This window comes from Pseudomonas oplopanacis (genome assembly GCF_057128725.1).
On sequence record NZ_JBSKHV010000014.1, the window covers coordinates 104950 to 125016 of the forward strand.

18 protein-coding genes and 1 tRNA gene are annotated in these 20067 nt (G+C 60.3%); 13 read left to right on the forward strand and 6 right to left on the reverse strand.

From position 1 onward, the window contains the following. Positions 1–25: 25 nt before the first annotated feature. The 5 genes from ACWKV5_RS23960 to ACWKV5_RS23980 all read left to right on the forward strand — a co-directional run bounded on the left by ACWKV5_RS23960 (position 26) and on the right by ACWKV5_RS23980 (position 4475). Positions 26–1090: an agmatine deiminase family protein gene (locus ACWKV5_RS23960; RefSeq protein WP_483843269.1), complete on the forward strand. Its 1065-nt coding sequence runs from the start codon at positions 26–28 to the stop codon at positions 1088–1090. A gap of 4 nt (positions 1091–1094) precedes the next feature. Then, positions 1095–2003, forward strand: a complete 909-nt coding sequence (gene aguB / locus ACWKV5_RS23965; RefSeq protein ID WP_483843270.1) for an N-carbamoylputrescine amidase — start codon at positions 1095–1097, stop codon at positions 2001–2003. Between the two features lies 1 nt (position 2004). Continuing rightward, complete coding sequence (locus tag ACWKV5_RS23970) at positions 2005–3108, forward strand: extracellular solute-binding protein (RefSeq protein WP_483843271.1); 1104 nt, start codon at positions 2005–2007, stop codon at positions 3106–3108. A gap of 52 nt (positions 3109–3160) precedes the next feature. Further along, positions 3161–4267, forward strand: a complete 1107-nt coding sequence (locus tag ACWKV5_RS23975; protein WP_483843272.1) for an agmatine deiminase family protein — start codon at positions 3161–3163, stop codon at positions 4265–4267. 133 nt (positions 4268–4400) lie between these two features. After that, a tRNA-Gln gene (locus ACWKV5_RS23980) sits at positions 4401–4475 on the forward strand. A 73-nt stretch (positions 4476–4548) separates the two neighbouring features. On the opposite strand, the gene lipA is transcribed toward ACWKV5_RS23980, so the two are convergent. From lipA to ACWKV5_RS24005, 5 genes are all read right to left on the reverse strand, one after another. Beyond that, a complete protein-coding gene (gene lipA, locus ACWKV5_RS23985; protein WP_483843273.1) occupies positions 4549–5529 on the reverse strand; it encodes a lipoyl synthase in 981 nt (326 codons plus the stop codon). Positions 5530–5687: 158 nt separating this feature from the next. Continuing rightward, the gene (gene glyA / locus ACWKV5_RS23990; RefSeq protein WP_483843274.1) at positions 5688–6944 is read right to left on the reverse strand and encodes a serine hydroxymethyltransferase; all 1257 of its coding nucleotides are present in this window, start codon (positions 6942–6944) and stop codon (positions 5688–5690) included. A gap of 41 nt (positions 6945–6985) precedes the next feature. After that, positions 6986–7369 (reverse strand): glycine cleavage system protein GcvH, encoded by a 384-nt coding sequence (gcvH, locus tag ACWKV5_RS23995; protein WP_483843275.1) that lies wholly within the window; start codon positions 7367–7369, stop codon positions 6986–6988. A 410-nt stretch (positions 7370–7779) separates the two neighbouring features. Then, the gene (locus ACWKV5_RS24000; RefSeq protein WP_483843276.1) at positions 7780–9288 is read right to left on the reverse strand and encodes a sigma-54-dependent transcriptional regulator; all 1509 of its coding nucleotides are present in this window, start codon (positions 9286–9288) and stop codon (positions 7780–7782) included. A gap of 79 nt (positions 9289–9367) precedes the next feature. Continuing rightward, on the reverse strand, positions 9368–10282 hold the full coding sequence (locus ACWKV5_RS24005; RefSeq protein WP_140669086.1) for a LysR family transcriptional regulator: 915 nt from the start codon (positions 10280–10282) through the stop codon (positions 9368–9370). A gap of 151 nt (positions 10283–10433) precedes the next feature. Between ACWKV5_RS24005 and speB the strand changes: the two genes are divergently transcribed. The 8 genes from speB (at position 10434) to ACWKV5_RS24045 (ending at position 18436) form a co-directional block, all read left to right on the forward strand. Further along, on the forward strand, positions 10434–11438 hold the full coding sequence (gene speB, locus ACWKV5_RS24010; RefSeq protein WP_027924755.1) for an agmatinase: 1005 nt from the start codon (positions 10434–10436) through the stop codon (positions 11436–11438). A 28-nt stretch (positions 11439–11466) separates the two neighbouring features. Next, positions 11467–12975 carry an aldehyde dehydrogenase family protein gene (locus tag ACWKV5_RS24015; RefSeq protein WP_483843277.1) on the forward strand — a complete coding sequence of 503 codons (1509 nt, stop codon included), beginning with the start codon at positions 11467–11469 and terminating at the stop codon, positions 12973–12975. A gap of 100 nt (positions 12976–13075) precedes the next feature. Further along, the gene (locus tag ACWKV5_RS24020) at positions 13076–14644 is read left to right on the forward strand and encodes a purine-cytosine permease family protein (protein WP_483843278.1); all 1569 of its coding nucleotides are present in this window, start codon (positions 13076–13078) and stop codon (positions 14642–14644) included. A gap of 2 nt (positions 14645–14646) precedes the next feature. Beyond that, on the forward strand, positions 14647–16335 hold the full coding sequence (gene betA, locus ACWKV5_RS24025) for a choline dehydrogenase (protein WP_483843279.1): 1689 nt from the start codon (positions 14647–14649) through the stop codon (positions 16333–16335). A gap of 215 nt (positions 16336–16550) precedes the next feature. Then, on the forward strand, positions 16551–17204 hold the full coding sequence (locus ACWKV5_RS24030) for a peroxiredoxin (RefSeq protein WP_483843280.1): 654 nt from the start codon (positions 16551–16553) through the stop codon (positions 17202–17204). Positions 17205–17228: 24 nt separating this feature from the next. Beyond that, positions 17229–17690 carry a GNAT family N-acetyltransferase gene (locus tag ACWKV5_RS24035; protein ID WP_483843281.1) on the forward strand — a complete coding sequence of 154 codons (462 nt, stop codon included), beginning with the start codon at positions 17229–17231 and terminating at the stop codon, positions 17688–17690. A gap of 295 nt (positions 17691–17985) precedes the next feature. Beyond that, positions 17986–18177 carry a type II toxin-antitoxin system RelB family antitoxin gene (gene relB / locus ACWKV5_RS24040; RefSeq protein WP_483843282.1) on the forward strand — a complete coding sequence of 64 codons (192 nt, stop codon included), beginning with the start codon at positions 17986–17988 and terminating at the stop codon, positions 18175–18177. Beyond that, complete coding sequence (locus tag ACWKV5_RS24045; RefSeq protein ID WP_483843283.1) at positions 18167–18436, forward strand: type II toxin-antitoxin system RelE/ParE family toxin; 270 nt, start codon at positions 18167–18169, stop codon at positions 18434–18436. Before relB ends, ACWKV5_RS24045 begins: the two co-directional genes overlap by 11 nt. Before the next feature lie 115 nt (positions 18437–18551). Here ACWKV5_RS24045 and ACWKV5_RS24050 read toward each other — a convergent pair whose 3' ends face one another. Then, a complete protein-coding gene (locus tag ACWKV5_RS24050) occupies positions 18552–19973 on the reverse strand; it encodes a M15 family metallopeptidase (protein WP_483843284.1) in 1422 nt (473 codons plus the stop codon). Positions 19974–20067 lie beyond the last annotated feature (94 nt).

Consider the following 20067-nt stretch of genomic DNA (forward strand, 5'->3'; position numbering starts at 1 on the left):
GGCTTAACTAAAAGGGCTTTTTATCATGCAGCAGGTCACGCAGCAGCAGGAAATTCAAAACAACGGTTGGTGGATGCCGGCCGAGTGGGCTCGCCATGCCGCGACCTGGATGGTCTGGCCGCACAACCAGGCACTCTGGGAATCGGGCTGGCGCGTCACGCTGCCGATGGTGCAAGAGGATTTCGCCCGTGTGGCCAACGCCATTGCCCGTTTCGAACCGGTAAAAATGGTCGTAGACCCGTCTGCCATCGCCAGTGCCAAAGCCTTGTGCGGGCCCAACATAGAGCTGATCCCGTTGGCGGTTAACGACAGTTGGTGCCGCGACTCCGGCCCAAGCTTTGTCTGCCACCCGCAACTCGGCATGGCCGGTGTGAGCTGGCGCTTCAACGCGTGGGGCGGCAAGTCGGCGCATGACCTGGACGAAAGCCTGGCGCGCCGTGCGCTGAATCATCTGGGCTTGCCATGCTTCGGCACACCGCTGAGCAACGAAGGCGGCGCGATTCATGTCGACGGCGAGGGCACGCTGATCACCACCGAATCGGTGCTGCTCAATCCCAATCGCAATCCGGGCATGAGCAAGTCCGAGATGGAAGAGATCTTCACGCGCTTGCTGGGCGTGAAGAAAACCATCTGGCTGCCGGGTGATCCGGACTACGTGACCGGTGACATGACCGATGGCCACGTCGATGGCGTGTGTGCGTTTGCGCGTCCGGGTGTGTTGTTGGTCGACGCGACCCACGATCAAGGCTCGGTGTATGCCGAAGTGGCGCGCGAAAACCGTCGCGCCCTGGAGCTGGCCACCGACGCCCATGGGCGCAAGTTCGAGATGATCGAGTTGTACGAAGCCACCGATGCCGTCGACACCGAGGCGCAAGTGTTCTGCGCGTCGTACACCAATTTCTACATCGCCAACGGCGCAATCATCATGCCGGCTTATGGCATCGACGCCGACGATGCAGCGGCCGATGTGCTGCGCCAAGCGTTTCCCGGGCGTGAAGTGGTGCCGGTGCGGATCAATCATCTGGCCCATGGCGGCGGCGGGGTGCATTGCATCACCCAGCAGCAGCCGGCGTGGCCGGTGGAGGGTTGATCGAATGACGCTTCTGACGATTGCCACCACGCAAATGCCCTGCACCTGGGACCTGAAAAACAACCTCGATCTGGCCGAGCAATTGGTGCGAGACGCAGCGGCGAAGGGCGCCCAGGTCATCCTGCTGCAGGAGCTGTTTGCCACGCCTTACTTTTGCATCGAGCAAAGCCACAAGCATCTGGCACTGGCCGAAGAATATCGCGACAGCGCTGTGCTCAAGCGCTTCGCCGCGCTGGCCAGGGAATTGGGTGTGGTGTTGCCGCTGAGCTGGTTCGAAAAGGCTGGCAACGCGTACTTCAATTCCTTGAGCGTGGCCGATGCCGACGGACGTCTGCTGGGCGTGTATCGCAAGACCCACATTCCCAACGCCATCGGCTATCAGGAGAAGGAATATTTCAGCCCCGGTGATACCGGCTTTCGGGTCTGGGACACCGCGTTCGGGCGCCTCGGCGTGGGGATCTGCTGGGATCAGTGGTTCCCCGAAACCGTTCGCTGCCTGGCGTTGATGGGCGCCGAAGTCTTGCTGTTTCCCACGGCCATTGGCTCTGAACCGGGCTGCGCCACGCTGGATTCCCGGGATCACTGGCAAATGACCATGCGCGGGCATGCGGCGGCCAACATCCTGCCGGTGGTGGCCGCCAACCGCGTCGGCCGCGAAGTGGCGACCACCGATCCCGAACTGCAAATGAGCTTCTATGGTTCGTCCTTTATCTGTAACCACAAAGGCAAGTTGCTCGCCGAAGCCGACCGCGACAGCACCGGCGTGTGGGTCCACACCCTGGACCTCGCCGCCATGCGCGAAGAGCGCTTGAGCTGGGGCATTTATCGCGATCGCCGTCCGGACATGTACGGAGCGCTGTTGAGCCAGGATGGCCGTCACCTCAATGCTCGCTGGAACACTCAAGGGGTCTGACATGCACATTGCCAATAAACGCTGGCTCGGCGCCCTGGGTCTGGCCCTGTGCTGCGCGATACCGTCGCTGCACGCCGAAGAGAAAACCCTGCGCCTGTACAACTGGGCCGATTATTTTGCCGAGGACACGCTCAGCCAGTTCACCGCTGAAACCGGGATCAAAGTGATCTACGACGTCATGGACGGCAGTGAAACCCTGGAAGCCAAGATGCTCGCTGGCGGCAGCGGTTACGACTTGATCTTCCCCGGTGACACCGTGGCCGAACGCTTGATGCGCGCCGGCAGCCTGCAAGCGCTGGACCAGTCGAAACTCACCGCGATGGATGACGTCGAACCCGGTTTGCAAAAGTTGCGCGCGCATTATGAGCATTCGAGCAAGGCCACCGTTCCCTACACCTGGGGCACCATCGGCCTGACCTACAATGCCGAGCAGATCAAACAGCGCATGCCGGACGCGCCGGTCAACAGCCTGGACATGCTGTTCAAACCGGAACTGGCCGCGCGATTTGCCGATTGCGGGATCTCGATGATCGATTCGCCGGACGAAGTGCTGGCGGTGGTGCTCAACTATCTGGGCAAGGACCCACGCAGCGCCAAACCGGCGGACCTCGCCGCCGCCAGTGACCTGCTGATGAAATTGCGCCCGCACATTCGCAAGTTCCAGTCGCAACCGGTGACCGATCTGGTCAATGGCAACCTGTGTTTGTCGCTCGGTTACAGCGGCGACATGACCCAAGCGCAGCGGACGTCGGACACTGCCGGCAAGAAAACCACGTTCCAGTACCGCGTTCCCCGTGAGGGCACCACGGTATGGATGGACACCATGGCGATTCCGGTCGACGCCAAACACCCGGAGTACGCCTATGCGTTCATCAACTTCGTGATGCGGCCGGAGAACATGGCGGCCATCAGCAATTTCACTGGCTACCCTACGTCCAACGCCAAGGCGCGGCCGAGCGTCGATGCGGCCATGCGTAATAATCCGGACATCTACCTCGACGACGCCACGTATGCACGGCTGATTCCCGGCAAGGACATCCCGCAATCGGATATGCGCGCGCGGATGCGCACCTGGACCAAGTTCAAGACTGCCACTGCCCAGTGACATCCGGCCGGCACCCGGTGCCGGCCTTCACTTTTTTCGCAAGGATTCACACATGTCGACGCGTCGCGAGTTCATCAAACAAGTCTCCGTGGTCGCGGGTCTCGGCGCCGCCGTGTCCATGGGCTGGGTCAACGCCGCCACCCGGGGCCCATGGTTCATGCCGGATGAAGGCGATAAACACCAACGGGCCTTCATCGCCTTTGGCGCACAGGACGCAATCTGGGAGGACTTCACCGCCGATGTACAAGAGGCCCTTGGCCTGATCGCGCGCACCATCGCCCGCTATGAACCGGTCACGGTGTTCTGCCGCAGCAACGAACGGAGTCTCGCCGAGGAACTGTGCGGTGCTGCCAACATCACCTACGTCACCACTCAGCTCGACGACATTTGGATGCGCGACATCGGCGCCAACTTCGTCATCGACGGCGACGGCGGGTTGGGCGCCGTGGACTTCAACTTCAACGGTTGGGGCAACAAACAGCAGCACGCCAAGGATACGAAACTGGCCAGCCTGGTATCTGAAAACGCAGAGGCCAGTGACCTGCGCACCGAACTGGTGGGCGAGGGCGGCGCTATCGAAGTGGATGGTCACGGCACCGGGATCATGACCGAAAGCAGTTGGATCAACGCCAATCGCAACCCGGACTGGAGCAAGGCCGAGGTCGAACAAGAACTGAAAGAACGCCTCGGTTTGCGCAAAATCATCTGGCTGCCGGGGATTAAAGGCAAAGACATCACCGACGCCCATGTCGATTTCTACGCGCGTTTCGTCACGCCGGGCGTGGTGATCGCCAACCTCGACAACGACCCTGAATCCTACGACCACAACGTCACGCTGGCGCACCTGGAGATTCTGAAAAACGCCACGGACGCCGATGGCCGAAAGCTGCAAGTGCATACCGTGTCGCCACCGTTGGACCCGCGCAAGAGCAAGTTCAACAAGAACAACCCGGACTTCGCGGCCGGCTACATCAACTACTTTGTGATCAACGGGGCGGTCATCGCGCCTGAGTTCGGCGACAAAGCAGCGGATACCAAGGCTTTCGAGCTGCTGTCTGAACTCTATCCGGACCGTGATGTGGTGCAGCTCAATATCGACGCCATCTCGGCCGGTGGCGGTGGCATTCACTGTGTGACCAGTCATCAGCCACGGGTTTAATCTGCAGTGGCGCCCGTTGTATCTGCGGTCGATTAATGTTAAGTGGCTGTTTTAGAAGAAAAATATTTTAAGCAGGGGCTTCCCGGACGGCGAGAAAGTTGTTAAATTCCCGCCCACACGTAGCAAGCGCTACAGGGGCGTCGCCAAGCGGTAAGGCAGCAGGTTTTGATCCTGCCATGCGTTGGTTCAAATCCAGCCGCCCCTGCCATCTTCAAGAAACGCCAGATCCTATCGGGTCTGGCGTTTTTTTATGCCTGTCATTTTCTTCCAGGCGACACGCCTCAGCTTGCCTTTGCGCCTTGCACCTGTTGGTCTGCATGGTAGGACGAACGCACCAGCGGGCCGGAGGCGACGTTTTTGAAGCCCATTTTTGTGCCTTCTTCAGCGAACCAGGCGAACACGTCCGGGTGCACGAAACGCTGGACCGGCAAATGGCTGCGCGACGGTTGCAGGTACTGGCCGAGGGTGAGCATATCGACGTCGTGCTCACGCATTCGCTGCATGACCTCGATCACTTCCTCGTCGGTTTCGCCAAGACCGAGCATCAGGCCGGACTTGGTCGGTACGGACGGGACCAACAGCTTGAACTTCTGTAACAGGTCCAGCGACCACTCGAAATCCGAACCCGGCCGCGCGGCTTTGTACAGGCGTGGCACGGTCTCCAGATTGTGGTTGAACACATCCGGCGGCTGCGTCGCGGTGATCGCCAGCGCAACGTCCATGCGCCCACGGTAATCCGGGACCAGGGTTTCCAGCTGCACGCCCGGCGACAGCTTGCGGATCTCGCGCAGGCAATCGACGAAGTGCTGGGCGCCGCCATCGCGCAAATCATCGCGGTCCACTGAAGTGATCACCACGTACTTCAAACGCAGGTCGGCGATGGCCACGGCGAGGTTCATCGGCTCATCAGCGTCCAGCGGTTTGGGCCGACCGTGGCCGACATCGCAGAACGGGCAACGGCGGGTGCAGATGTCGCCCATGATCATGAAGGTTGCGGTGCCGCCGGAGAAACATTCGCCGAGGTTGGGGCAAGAAGCTTCTTCGCAGACGCTGTGCAGCTTGTGTTTGCGCAGCAGTTGCTTGATTCGGTCGACCTCTGGAGAGATCGGCATGCGCACGCGGATCCAGTCGGGTTTGCGTGGGAACTCATCGGTCGGGATGATCTTGACCGGGATCCGCGCGACCTTTTCCGCACCGCGCAGTTTGACCCCGACTTGCATTTTCGCGGGGGCGGGGATGGTTGATTCCACAATTGGGTTCATGAGTGTTTTCTTTCTTCGAGAGGCAATGGCGAGCCAACACACCGTCCAATGTGGGAGCGAGCCTGCTCGCGAATGCTGACTGACATTCAACATTGATGTCGACTGACGCTCCGCATTCGCGAGCAGGCTCGCTCCCACAGGGTTTACGGGGTGGCTGATCAGTCGCGGTAGACCGGGAAGTCGCTGCACATCGCAGCCGCTTGCCTGGCGACTTGTGCCTCGACATCCGCATCACCGAGGTGATCAAGCAAGTCGCAGATCCATCCCGCCAACTCGATACTCTGTGCTTCCTTGAAACCACGGCTGGTGATCGCTGGCGTGCCAATGCGCAACCCCGAGGTCACGAACGGTGATTGCGGGTCATTGGGCACGGCGTTCTTGTTCACGGTAATGCCGGCACGGCCTAGGGCGGCGTCGGCGTCTTTGCCGGTCAGGCCCTGACGGATCAGGCTGACCAGGAACAGGTGGTTGTCGGTCCCGCCGGACACCACGTCGAACCCACGGTCGATAAACACCTTGGCCATGGCCTGGGCATTGCGAATCACCTGCGCCTGATAGGTTTTGAAAGCGGGCTCAAGCGCTTCCTTGAAGCACACCGCTTTGGCCGCGATCACATGCATCAGCGGGCCGCCCTGGCTGCCGGGGAACACCGCGGCGTTGAGTTTCTTTTCCAGTTCCGGATTGGCCTTGGCCAGGATCAAGCCGCCACGCGGACCGCGCAGGGTCTTGTGCGTGGTGGTGGTGACAACGTCGGCGAAGGGGATCGGGTTCGGGTACAAACCGGTCGCCACCAGCCCGGCGACGTGGGCCATGTCGACGAACAACAGGGCACCGACTTTGTCGGCGATCTGACGGAAACGTGGGAAGTCGAGGGTCTTGGAGTAAGCCGAGAAGCCGGCAACGATCATCTTCGGCTTGCACTCGATGGCCAGGCGTTCGACTTCGTCGTAATCGATCAGCCCGGTTTTAGTGTCGATGCCGTACTGCACGGCGTTGTACAGCTTGCCCGAGGACGACACTTTGGCGCCGTGGGTCAAGTGACCACCGTGGGCCAGACTCATGCCGAGGATAGTGTCGCCAGGCTGGATCAGGGCCAGATATACCGCACTGTTAGCCGAAGAGCCGGAGTGCGGCTGGACGTTGGCGTAATCGGCGCCGAACAGTTGTTTGGCGCGATCAATCGCCAGCTGCTCGACCACGTCAACGTGTTCACAACCGCCGTAATAACGCTTGCCCGGATAGCCTTCGGCGTACTTGTTGGTCAGGCCGCTGCCTTGCGCTTCCATCACTCGTTGGCTGGTGTAGTTCTCGGAGGCGATCAACTCGATGTGGTGTTCCTGCCGTGCGTCTTCGGCGTTCATCGCTGCCAACAGTTCGTCGTCGTAGCCTTTGATCTGGTCGTGTTTGCTGAACATGGTGGTGTCCTTTTTCGGATTCGGGAAATGCGTGGGGAGATTCAAGCGTCGGCGTGTTCTGCGGTCAGGCGTTCATAGGCGTCTTGATTCAGCAAATCGCTCAACGCCTCGACATCGACCGGTTTGAAGCGAAAGAACCAGCCTTCGCCCAGTGAGTCTTCGTTGACCAATTCCGGTGAGGATTCCAGCGTCGCGTTGACCTCGACCACTTCACCGTCCAGCGGCATGCTGATACTGCTGGCCGCTTTTACCGATTCCAGTACCGACACTTCAGCGCCTGCATCGAAGACGCCCAGTTCAGGCACCTGAACAAACACCACATCCCCCAGCGCCTGCTGGGCAAACACAGTGATGCCCACGGTGACCAGGCCATTGCTCTCAAGGCGCAGCCATTCGTGATCAACGGTAAAACGCAATTCGCTCATACCAACTCCTCATTGTTCAGACCCATCCGCTGCTGGTGGCGGATGACGTTTACAGGCTCGTGCGGGGCAGCGAGCGTGGTTGGGAGAGTGATAGCAAGGGCGGTGCCAATGTTGGTTAGGTGTTTTAAATCAATGGTTTAGTAGGCTTTTGAGTGAAAGGACTGACGCCGTCTGTATTGAAATCAATACGGGCAGGAGAGGTGTAGCGAGCAGGGCAAGAAAACACGGGGTGGAAGGGGTGTGTCTTGAGTTCGATACGCTGTATCGATTTGCAAACACTACGTCTGCCACACCCCACAACCCTGTGGGAGCGAGCCTGCTCGCGAAAGCGGTCTGTCAGTCGACAGTGATGTTGACTGTGACATCGCATTCGCGAGCAGGCTCGCTCCCACAGGGGACGTGTGTTGTATTCAGGATTTGGCGGGAATGCCGTATTTGCGCAGCCGAATGGCGATGGCGCTGTGGGAGGTTTGCAGGCGGGCGGCGAGCAAGCGGCTGGACGGGTAGCTGCGGTAGAGCTGTTCCAGCAGGTTCTTTTCAAACCCTTCGACGGCTTCTTCCAGGCTGCCGACTTCACCGTCATTCTGGCGCTCCACCGCCGTCCTCGCGATGTCCAGATCGTCGATGTCCACCAGCGGGTTTTCGCAGATCGCCGCCGCGCGGAAAATCACGTTTTGCAGCTGACGCACGTTACCCGGCCAGCGGTTGCCGAGCAGGGCGGCGAAGGTACTTGGGGCCAAACGGCAGACCGGGCGCTGGATCTGTGCGCAGGCCTGTTGCATGAAGTGATTGGCCATCAACAGGATGTCGTGACCACGCTCGCGCAGCGGCGGTACTTGCAGGTTGAGCACGTTGAGTCGATAGAACAGGTCTTCGCGAAAGTGGCCTTCGCTGACCATTTTTTCCAGATCGCGGTGGGTCGCACTCAGCACCCGAACGTTGACCTTGACCTCGCGATCACCCCCCACCCGGCGGAAGCAGCCGTCGCTCAAAAAACGCAGCAACTTGGCTTGCAAGTAGGGCGACATCTCACCGACTTCATCGAGAAACACCGTGCCCTGGTCCGCCAGTTCCAGCAGGCCGAGTTTGCCGCCGCGCTGGGCGCCGGTGAACGCGCCGGCGGCGTAGCCGAACAGTTCGCTTTCGGCGAGGCTCTCAGGGAGCGCCGCGCAGTTGAGGGCGAGAAACGGCGCCTCCCGACGTGTGCTGATCGCGTGGCAGGCGCGGGCGACCAGCTCTTTGCCGGTGCCGGTTTCACCCTGGATTAACAGCGGCGCATCGAGAGTGGCCACGCGTTGGGCGCGGGCCTTCAGCGTGCGGATTGCCGGGGACTCGCCCAGCAGCGCATCGAACCCTTCGGCATGGTCATGGTGCAGCGCCGATAGGCGTTCGCCGATGCGGTTCGGGTGATACAGGGTCAACAGCGCGCCGGCGTCGGTGATTGGCATGGCATCGAGCAGCAACGTCTGGCCGCCGAGGCTGACCTCGTGCATCGGCAGGCGGAAATGGTGTTCGATCAGCGTGTGGTGCAAGGACGGATCATCAAACAACGTGGTCAGCGATTCACCGGCCGGTTCGCGCCCACACAACGCAATCAGCGCCGGGTTGGCCAGCAGCACGAAACCGCGTTTATCCACGGCCAAAACAGCGTCGGTGCTGGCGGCGAGCAAGGCATCGAGCTGCAAACTGCGGCGTTGCCCCGGGAGGATGTCGACCATCGTTACCGCTTGCACGCCCTGTACGCCGAGAAAGGCCTCGCGCAACTCTTCCAGCACCTCGGCACCGAGGGTCGGCGCATCGATGTAGACGTTCGGCGGCACCATCTCGACGGCGTCCAGATTGAACCGGCGCCCACCGAGCAGGGCCAGCACTTCCTGGGTGATGCCGACGCGATCGATGAAGGTGACGTGGATGCGCATAACGGGCCTGCAAGGGTGGTGAGCGGGGTGGTTACGTCAATGAGTATGCCGGGCGCTGCTCGGGTGTGGCGAGCGGAGATCAGCCATTGGCGGTTTTGCGCGCACTGGCCGCCAGATCCTCAAGGAAGGCCTGGAGGATCGGTGGCGGGGCCGTGCCGCGTCGGGTAATCACGTCAAACGGCGACACCAGTTGCAGGCTGTTCGGTGCCAGTTGGTGCATCTCCCCGGTCTTGATCCACTGGGCGGCGAAGTGCGCCGGCAGAAAGCCCAGGTAGGCCCCGGAGATCAGCAAAATGGCCAGCGCCTCGATGTTGTCCACGGTTGCGGCGGCTTTGCTGACACCCAAATGTTCGAGGTCGTATTGCTGCATGTAGCCACGCACGACAATCCGGCTCGCGGCGATTTCTTCGAGCAGTTCATCACCTTCGGCCTTGTTGCCATACAGCGGATGCCGGCGCCCGCAATACAAGCCCAATGCCTCTTGATACAGCGGTGTGTGCAGCAGCCCCGGCACATGGATCGGGAAGTGCCCGATGGCCAAGTGCAGTCGGCCGTCTAGCACCCGTTCTTCGAGTTCGGCGGGGGTGCCGACGTAGACGTTGAGGTGCACGTCATGTCCCCGGGACACGAAGCGCTGAGTGGTGCGCGGCAGCGGTGAATCGGGGTCGGTGATGGTGGTGTCGATGATCCCCAGGTTGAGCTTGCCGCTGATGTGCTGCTTGAGCACGTCGGCGTCCATGCAGAAATTTTCCACCGCCGACAGCAGGCGCTGCGTCGCTTCATGAATCGCCACACCTTGTTCGGTCAGGCGAAACCCGCTGCGCCCGCGCTGGCAGAGTTTGACCCCGAGCCGGGTTTCCAGATGAGTCATCTGTTCGCTGATCGTCGACTGGCCGGCGTTCAACGCCGCCTGTGCGGCGGAAAAGCCCCCGCACCGGACAATCGTCGCAAACACCCTGAGCAGTTTCAGATCGACATCGTGTAGCTGGATCACCTTGGACCTCCCCCACGTGGATGCATCGGTAATGCCGATATGAGTATCTGATGTTTAGCATTTTTTCCACGAAAACCTGCGCCCATAGTCATTCCAACGGCGGTCGCCTTGCAGTCCGCCCAGCCGATAACAAAAAGTGGAGAGGCTTGAAATGTCGAATAACGGTTATGAATCCGGTCGCCTGAACCTGCCATTCGTAGGTCATTGCACCTTTGGCAAATCCCCGGTGTGCACCGATTGGGACGCACTGGATGCCGACGTCGCGGTACTCGGCGTGCCCAACGACATGGGCACCCAGTGGCGCTCCGGCGCACGCTTCGGACCACGCGGGATTCGTGAGGCATCGACGCTGTTTTCCTTCGGCCACGCCGGCGCTTATGACCATGAAGACGACGTGATGTACCTGACCGCCGCCGACGTGCGCATGGTCGACGTCGGTGACGCCGACATCGTGCACACCGACATGGTCACCAGTAACGAAAACACCGAATACGCCGTGCGCAAGATCCTCGATGCCGGCGTCATGCCGGTGGTGCTCGGCGGCGACCACTCGGTACACGCACCCGTTATCAAGGCCTTCGAGGGCCGCGGTCCGATCCACATCATCCACTTCGATGCCCACCTCGATTTTGTCGACGAACGCCACGGTGTGCGCTACGGCCACGGCAACCCGCTGCGCCGCGCCTCGGAAATGAACCACATTGTCGGCATGACCCAGATGGGCATTCGCAACGTCTCGTCGTCCAACCGCGATGACTACGAAGCGGCCCACGCCGCCGGTTCGAAAATCCTTTCGGTGCGTGATGTTCGTCGCCTCGGCGTCGAGGGTGTATTGGCGCTGATCCCGCAGAACATCAACTACTACATCACCATCGACATCGACGGTTTCGACCCGTCCATCGCCCCTGGCACTGGCACCCCGAGCCACGGCGGTTTCCTCTATTACGAAGTGCTGGAAATCATCCAGGCCCTGGCCAAACGCAGCAAAGGCAACATCGTCGGCATGGACCTGGTGGAGGTTGCACCGGTGTATGACCCGAGCGGCATGACCTCGATTCTGGCGGCGCAACTGCTGCTTAACAGTATCGGTTTCATCTTCCATGAACGGGCTCAGGCGAAGCACGCCGTGAGCGCAACCACCACCGAATCGGCGTGAACTGACCGCCGCACAGAGGGCATGAAAAATGGACGCGAGTGTTAAGCAGTACCTGCAGAAATTTGGTGTTTCCGAAGCAACCCAGACCTTCCTCAGCAAGGTGCAGAAAATGTTCATCGGTGGCGCTTTTGTCGAGGCCAGCGATGGACAGACTTCCGACGTCATCGAGCCGTCGACCGAGGGCCTGATCACACGGATTCCGATGGGCACCACCGAGGATCTCGACCGCGCCGTGCAAGCCGCTCGCGCGCAGTTTGACGGCGGCGCCTGGAGCCAGGCCAAACCGGTGGAGCGCGAGCGCTTGATGCAACGCCTGGCGGACCTGATCGAGCAGAACGCCGCAGAACTGGCGGAAATCGAATCGATCGACATGGGCAAGTCGGTCGCGTTTGCCAAGGACGTCGATATCCAGGGCACCGTCGATACCCTGCGCTATTTCGCCGGGTGGGCGACCAAGCTGCACGGGCGCACCGTCGAGCCTTCGCTGCCGGGCAACTACCTGGCGTATACACGCAAGGAAGCGGTGGGGGTGGTCGGCGCGATCGTACCGTGGAACTTCCCGCTGCAAACCATGGCCTGGAAGCTCGGCGCTGCGCTGGCCACCGGTTGCACCGTGGTGGTCAAACCCGCTGAACTGACTTCGCTGTCAGCCCTGCGGTTTGCCGAACTGGTGCAAGAAGCCGGGATTCCCGACGGCGTGATCAACATCGTTTCGGGGCGCGGCAGCGTGGTCGGCGCGGCGATGGCCACGCACCCTGGTATCGACAAATTGACCTTTACCGGCTCGACCCCGGTCGGCCGTACCGTCGGGCGCGCGGCGCTGGACGAAATGAAGCGACTAACCCTGGAACTGGGAGGAAAATCACCGGTAATCGTGTTGGCCGATGCAGACATTCCAGCGGCGGCGCAAGCGGTCGCCAACGGTGTGTTTTTCAACTCGGGCCAGGTGTGCGACGCCGGTACACGCGCCTATATTCATCGCAGTGTCTACGACGAATTCCTGCGCGAACTGATCGCCTACACGCGCACGCTGAAGATTGCGCCGGGTCTGGATCCAGACTGCTTCATCGGCCCGCTGGTCTCGGCACTGCAAAAGCAGCGGGTCACCGAGTACATCGAAACCGGCAAGCAGGAAGGCGCCGAACTGGTTTACGGCGGCCAGCCTGTCGATGGGCCTGGCTTCTTCGTCGAGCCGACCATCTTCGCCCATTGCCGCAACGACATGCGCATTGTCCAGGAAGAGATTTTTGGCCCGGTGCTGGTCACCGCACCGTTCGACGATGAGGAAGAGGCGCTGGCCCTGGCCAATGACTCGGTGTACGGCCTGGCCGCCGCGCTGTATTCCAATGACCTGGGCAAGGTGCACAGCCTGATCCCACGGTTGAAGGCCGGTTCGGTCTACGTTAACGCCCACGGCACCCTCGACCCGTCGATGCCGTTCGGTGGCTACAAACAGTCCGGTTTCGGCAAGGACCTGGGCGCCGAGCAGCTCGATTACCTGCTCGAGACCAAAGCCGTCTGGATCACGTTGCCTTAAGCACGCAGCACCAGTAGTGAGGGAGCAAGCTCCCTCGCCACAAGGTGCTCATCGCAGGGAATGCAGTTCCGTCATGATCTTCCAACAATAAGAGTCCATCATGAACACTGACGCCAAAGCCGCTCCTAGCGTGTCGCTTCTCGACGACAAACCGATCGTCGAAAGCCATTCGATCGACTTCATCCCGGAACACGAACGCACCGACAAACTGTCGAGCCAAGGCCCGTTCTGGTTCCTCGGCAATTTCACTTTCTTCACCATGACCATCGGCTTCGTCGGCCCAAGCGTCGGCCTGACCGCGCTTTGGACCACACTCGCCGGCACGCTGGGCATCATGTTCGGCACGCTGTTCATGGCGTTCCATGGTTCACAGGGCCCGCACTTGGGCTTGCCGCAAATGATCCAGTCGCGGGCGCAGTTCGGCTATCGCGGTGTGATCCTCGTATTGCTGGCGACGCTGTTTGTGTTTGCCGGGTTCAACATCGTCAATCTGGTGTTGATGATGCAGGGGTTGCACACGCTATTCGGCTTCCATCCCTGGGCGATTGCGGTGGCGGTGACGATCCCGGCAGCGGTCCTGGCGATCCTCGGTCATGACTGGATGCACCGCAGCTTCAAATGGGCGTTGTACCTGTCGATTCCGCTGTATGGCCTGGTGACGCTGGCGGTGATGATGGGCTGGGTGCCGGATGCCGCGATGCCGGTACTGGCTGCCGGTGAAGTCGCGCCGGCGCCGTTGGGCTTCAACTGGACCGGTTTCATCGCCCAGTTTGCGGCGGCGGCGAGTTACAACATCGCCTACGCCCCGTACGTGTCCGATTATTCCCGTTACCTGCCGAAGAACACCTCCAGCGGCAAGCTGATTGCCGTGGTGTTTCTTGGCGCATCGTTGTCCGGCGCATGGATGATTTCGGTCGGTGGCTGGTTGGCTGATCACCTGCATTCCACGGACGTGCTGGTCGCCCTCGGACAGGTCGGCAACGTCGTCTCGCCACTGATCGGCACCGCGGTGGTGGTGATCACCATCCTCGCGTTCCTGCCGGTGATCGCGATGAACATCTACAGTGCGAAACTGACCACGCTGACCTGCGTCGACTCCATCAAGCACATCGAACCGACCCGCAAGGCACGCATCCTGGCGATCGGTTTTGTGATCCTGCTGCAACTCGGCGTGGCCCTGAGCATCCAGAGTTCGGGCAAAGGCTTGTCGGTGCTGGGGATCTACCTGGTGGTGATGCTGTACTTCCTGGTGCCCTGGACCTCGGTCAACCTGACGGACTACTTCTTCGTGCGCAAAGGCCGCTACGCCATCCCGCACTTCTTCATGCCCCACGGCAACATCTATGGCAGCTGGGGCCTGCGTGGCATCGCCGCGTACGCCATCGGTTTCGTGTCGATGATCCCGTTCTTCTACATCTACGACGGCGTCGAGCAGCGCGAAGTCTATGTCGGCCCGCTCGCCAAAGCGTTGGGCAGCATCGACATCGCCTGGCTGGTCGGGCTGATCGTCTCGGGCCTGGTGTACTACTGGTTCAGCCGCTCGATTGATCTCAAGCGCGAAGAAACCGTGATCCAGCACATCGAGAAAACCTCTCCGCAATACACCACTGGCGACTCGCTGACCTTTCGCTCGACGCCTGTTTTCAACGAATCGGAAGCCGGGAGATAACCATGGCGACGCAAAAATACGACTACATCATCATTGGCGCCGGCTCCGCAGGTTGTGTGTTGGCCAACCGCTTGAGCGAAGACCCGGCGACTTCGGTGTTGGTGCTGGAATTCGGTGGCAGTGACCGCAGCGTGGTAATCCAGATGCCGAGCGCCTTCTCGATCCCGATGAACACCAAGAAATACAACTGGCGCTACGAAACCGAGCCAGAGCCGTACCTCAACGGACGGCGCATCCATTGCCCACGAGGCAAGGTGCTGGGCGGTTCGTCGTCGATCAACGGCCTGGTCTACATCCGTGGCCACGCCTATGACTTCGACGAGTGGGAATCCCTCGGTGCGCAAGGCTGGGGCTACCGCAATTGCCTGCCGTATTTCAAACGGGCAGAGCATTACGAGGAGGGTGGCGACGGCTATCGCGGCGGCACCGGGCCGTTGCACACCACCAACGGCAACCACATGAAAAACCCGCTGTATGGGGCGTGGGTCGATGCCGGCGCCGAAGCCGGTTACATCAAGACCGAAGACTGCAACGGCTACATGCAGGAAGGGTTCGGTGCCATGCACATGACCGTGAAAAACGGCGTGCGCTGCTCCACGGCCAACGCCTATTTGCGCCCGGCCATGGGCCGTCCGAACTTGACGGTGATCACCCACGCGATGACCCGGCAGATCATCCTTGAAGGCAAACGCGCGGTCGGTGTCATGTATGACCACGATGGCCAGACCCACCAGGTTTACTGCAACCGCGAAGTGCTGATTTCCTCGGGCCCTATCGGTTCGCCGCACTTGCTGCAACGCTCCGGTATCGGCCCGGCCGACGTCCTGCGCAAAGCCGGGATCGGCGTGCGCCATGACCTGCCGGGGGTAGGGGAGAACCTGCAGGATCACGCCGAGGTGTACATCCAGTTCGGCTGCAAGGAACCGGTGACCCTCAACAGCAAAATGGACCCGCTGAGCAAACTGATGATCGGCCTGCGCTGGCTGCTGTTCAAGGACGGGCTCGGCGCCACCAACCATTTCGAGGCCGGTGGTTTCATTCGCTCGGACAAGGGCCTGCGCTGGCCGGACATCCAGTTCCACTTCCTGCCCGCCGCCATGCGTTACGACGGCAACAAACCGATCAAGGGTCACGGCTTCATGGTGCTCACCGGGCCGAACAAACCCAAGAGCCGCGGCTATGTGCGCGCGGTTTCGGCCGACCCGTACGAGCATCCGCAAATCCAGTTCAATTACCTGCAACGGGAAGAGGATCGCGAAGGCTTCCGCCGCTGCATCCGCCTGACCCGGGAGATCATCGGCCAAAAAGCCATGGACCGTTTCCGCGACGGCGAAATCGCCCCCGGCCCGCTGGTGAACACCGATGAAGAGCTCGACGCCTTCGTGCGTGACAACCTCGAAAGCACCTACCATCCGTGCGGCTCGTGCCGCATGGGCGAGGACGACATGGCGGTGGTGGATTCCGAATTGCGTGTGCATGGCATCGCCGGGTTGCGCGTGATCGACTCGTCAGTGTTCCCGACCGAGCCGAATGGCAACCTCAACGCGCCGACCATCATGCTCGCCGAGCGCGCCAGCGATCTGGTGCGCGGGCGCAACATGCTGCCGGCCTCGGATGCACCGGTCGGTCTGGTGCAGGATTGGGAAAACAGCCAGCGCTCGACGCTGCCGGGGCGCAACGTCCGGGTTTAATGACGTTGTTTTTTGCTCAACAACAGCCAGATCGACGCAGTGTCGATCTGGCTGTTTTGTGTTTTTGAGGCTGGTTTTAGCGGTAACGGCCTTGTCTCGCATCGTCTCCTATACTGTTGCGCGTTGGCAGGTTCAACACCGATCCTGAATGCCGTTGGAGACGCACCCAGTACTCCGACGGTTTTCCCTACGACCCCACAGTAAGGAGAACGAACATGGCAATCCGCATTGGCGACGAGGCACCGGACTTTACCGTCGAGAGCACCGAAGGCACGCTGCATTTCCACGAATGGATTGGCGACAAGTGGGCCATCCTGTTTTCGCACCCCAAGGACTTCACCCCGGTTTGCACCACCGAACTGGGCTATATGGCCGGGCTCAAGCCCGAGTTCGACAAGCGCAACACCAAGATCGTCGGCCTCAGCGTCGACCCGGTCAGCAACCATGCAAGCTGGGCCAAGGACATCGAAGAAACCCAGGGGCACGCGGTCAATTACCCGATGATCGGTGACGAAAACCTGGTGGTGGCGAAGCTCTACGACATGATCCACCCGAATGCCAGTGGCGGCACCCGCACTGCCGTCGACAACGCCACCGTGCGTTCGGTGTTCATCATCGGCCCGGACAAAAAGGTCAAGGCCATGCTCATCTACCCGATGAGTGCCGGGCGTAACTTCGATGAAGTACTGCGTCTGCTCGATTCCCTGCAATTGAACGCCAGGCACACCGTCGCCACACCGGTGAACTGGCGTCCGGGAGAAGACGTGATCATCCCTACCTCAGTGTCCGATGAAGACGCGCGGAAAAAATACCCGGACGGTTTCAAAACCATCAAGCCGTACTTGCGCACTGTGGCGCAGCCGAAGTAATCCAACTGTCGAGGGATCTCCAAAATGGTCGTACAAGCCCTGCGCGTCGACGCCAGTCATCTCGACAAGGTGGCGCGCCTTTTCGACGCCTACCGAGGTTTCTACGGCCAGCCTTCGAACCTGACCCAGTCCCGGGATTTCATCGCCGAACGCATTACCCGCGACGAATCGGCGATTTTTCTCGCCGAAGACGCCGCGGGCCACGCGTTGGGTTTCGTGCAGTTGTACCCGACGTTTTCCTCCATCGACGCCCACCGCACCTGGTTGCTCAGCGACCTGTTCACCACCCCCGAGGCCCGTGGGTCAGGGGTGGGGACGTTGCTGATGAACACCGCCCGTGAGTTTGCGGTGTTGAGCGGTGCCAAGGGCATGGTGCTGGAAACCGCCACGGACAATGTGGGTGCGCAGCGGTTGTATGAGGCGTTGGGGTATGTGCGTGATGGGGGGTATTACACGTATTGCCTTGATTTGAAGGGCAGACTATAGAGGCACAGGCCGGTGGATTCAGGCGATGTCGTAGGTAAAGGCCTAAGTCCTTGTAGCTGGCGGGAAGAATGTAATTAAACAAGCACCGTAAGACATGTGACGGTTTTCAGAAAATCCAAGAACCATCCCACAAGGTTTGAGGGTTGGCACTCGGAAGCGAGGCGGGTAGGGTGTTGGCTGCAACCCTGTAAAAGAGAGTCGACTGTCTGGGGGGTAGAGGTGCCCTTCATCTTGCCAGCAACGACAGCGAGCCACTTACCGATTAAACTGCTAAACATCGGACCCGGAGGTCACAATGAGCGCCGAACTTTCCCCTATCGTTTCAGAGTTTGAAACCGAAGAAAAAGCTGTCAGTTATGACCATTGGTTTCGTGCCAAAGTGCAAGCCTCGCTCGATGATCCACGCCCGAATGTCCCACACGATCAGGTGATGGCTGATATGCGAGCTTTGATCGAATCCAAGCGCAATAAACGCGATGCTGGTTGAGTGGCGGCCCGAAGCTCGGGCTGAACTCTGGCAAATCCTGGATTACATCGGCGACCGCCACTTTGTAGCAGCAAGTGAGTTGTACCAGGCCATTGAAGTTGCTACCTCAGCGCTTCCCCAACATCCCTACCTTTATCGATTTGGTCGTGTACCCGGTACGCGGGAAATTGTTGTACACCCCAATTACTTGGTGGTCTATCGAGTGACGGATCGAATTGAGATTGTGACCGTATTACATGCCAGACAGGAATACCCCTGACATTTGATCAGGTTGTTTTCTATGGCCGTTGCACTCAATAGTTCCGTTAATTTGGCTGCCCGCAAGTTGTAATAAAAGTGCTTCTCCAGTTGATTCAATCCAACCTCCACCAACATCACGGCAACGCCCACTCCTCACGAAACTGCTCGTACTGCACCTCCGGCATCTGCACCAGCAGCGGCGACTCGCGAGGGTCGAGCCACTTGAGCAACGCAGCAATATCCCCCTGATCCATGGCCGTACAGCCCGCCGTCGGCGAAGCGGGGCCGCGCCAGATGTGGAAGAAAATGCATGAGCCCGAACCCGCCGTGGCCGGGGTGTTGTGCTCGATGAAAATGCCTTGGCGATAACCCTCTTCGTTGCGCATGTGCTCCGAGCTGTTCCAGTCTGTAGCCATCGCTGCGCCGTCGACCAGTTTGTTGTACTGACTGGATTGGCTGTCATCCACGCATTCGAGGGTCGGTGTCAGCGCGAGGTAAGGCAGGTGGCTGTCGACAGTGGTGTCGAAACCAAACGCCGTCCCCAGTTTGAAGATCCCCGCCGGTGCTTTTCCATCGCCTTCGCGTTTGATCGGGCCTTCAACATCACCCAGCCTGCTCACGCCTTTGCCCCAGCCCATACCGTTTTTGCCGACGACGACGGGAAAGGCATCGCCGTACTTTCGAAAGGTTTTCCCCTCACGTTCATAGCGCTGCGCGGTGCCCTGAATGTCATCCCAGTTTTTGCTGGTCACCACAATCAACTGACCGCTGCTGCCGATAGTGTCGCTGGCGCTCATCGGTGTAATCGGGAAGTCCATCACATCCTTCGGCGCGCCCTCGCCAATTAACGTGAAGTGCCACCATTCCTTCGAATACCCGGCAAACCCTTCTTTCTCCATGGCGCTGCTCAAGCGTTGGCGGTTGTCCTTGGCGGTGGCGTTGATCGTCGGGTTGGCGGTATGTGCGCGCTCGTCGAAGCAATCGAAACCGGTGCCCATATCCAGGGCGCCGTCGTGCCAGCGCTGTTCATAGGGCGCGGTGCAATCAACTTGTGTCGCCGTCGCAGTCCAGATGTCGGCCGGCAGCGCATCGGGGCCGATCAGCGTCAGGTCCACGGTTGAGCCCTTGGAGTGTCCCGACACCCGCGCCACATAACCCAGGCGCCAGAAGTCCTGCTTGTCCACGCGTGGATAGAACTCGGCCTTGTGCGGGTCACCCGGTTCTGTCGCGAAGCGCCCCATGTCGGCGACGGCGCGGCTGGGTCGATAGCAGTCGAATACCTTCAAACCGTAGCCTTGCGTGCGCAGTTCCGCCTGGACCCGGGCGAGGGCCTTGGCGGTGTCCTCGGACAACAGGCATTCGGCAGCCTCGTAACCGTCGAGCCGGTGCCCGGTGAAATTGTGGGCGCTGGCGTAGCGCATGTCCTGCTCGATGCTTGGGTCGATGGTGCGCAAATACACCATGTTCGCAGGCCTTGGTTCGGCACTCGCCATGCCGCAAATGACAAGGCTTATCAGTGCCGCCAAGACGCGATTCCGTACGCTTGTCGCCTTCATACAATTTAAATAAATACGTAACAAGATTTCACCATTGGACAGGCAGGGTAACGGGGCGGCGTGTCAACGATGTCACGGGCCTCAAGGACTTATC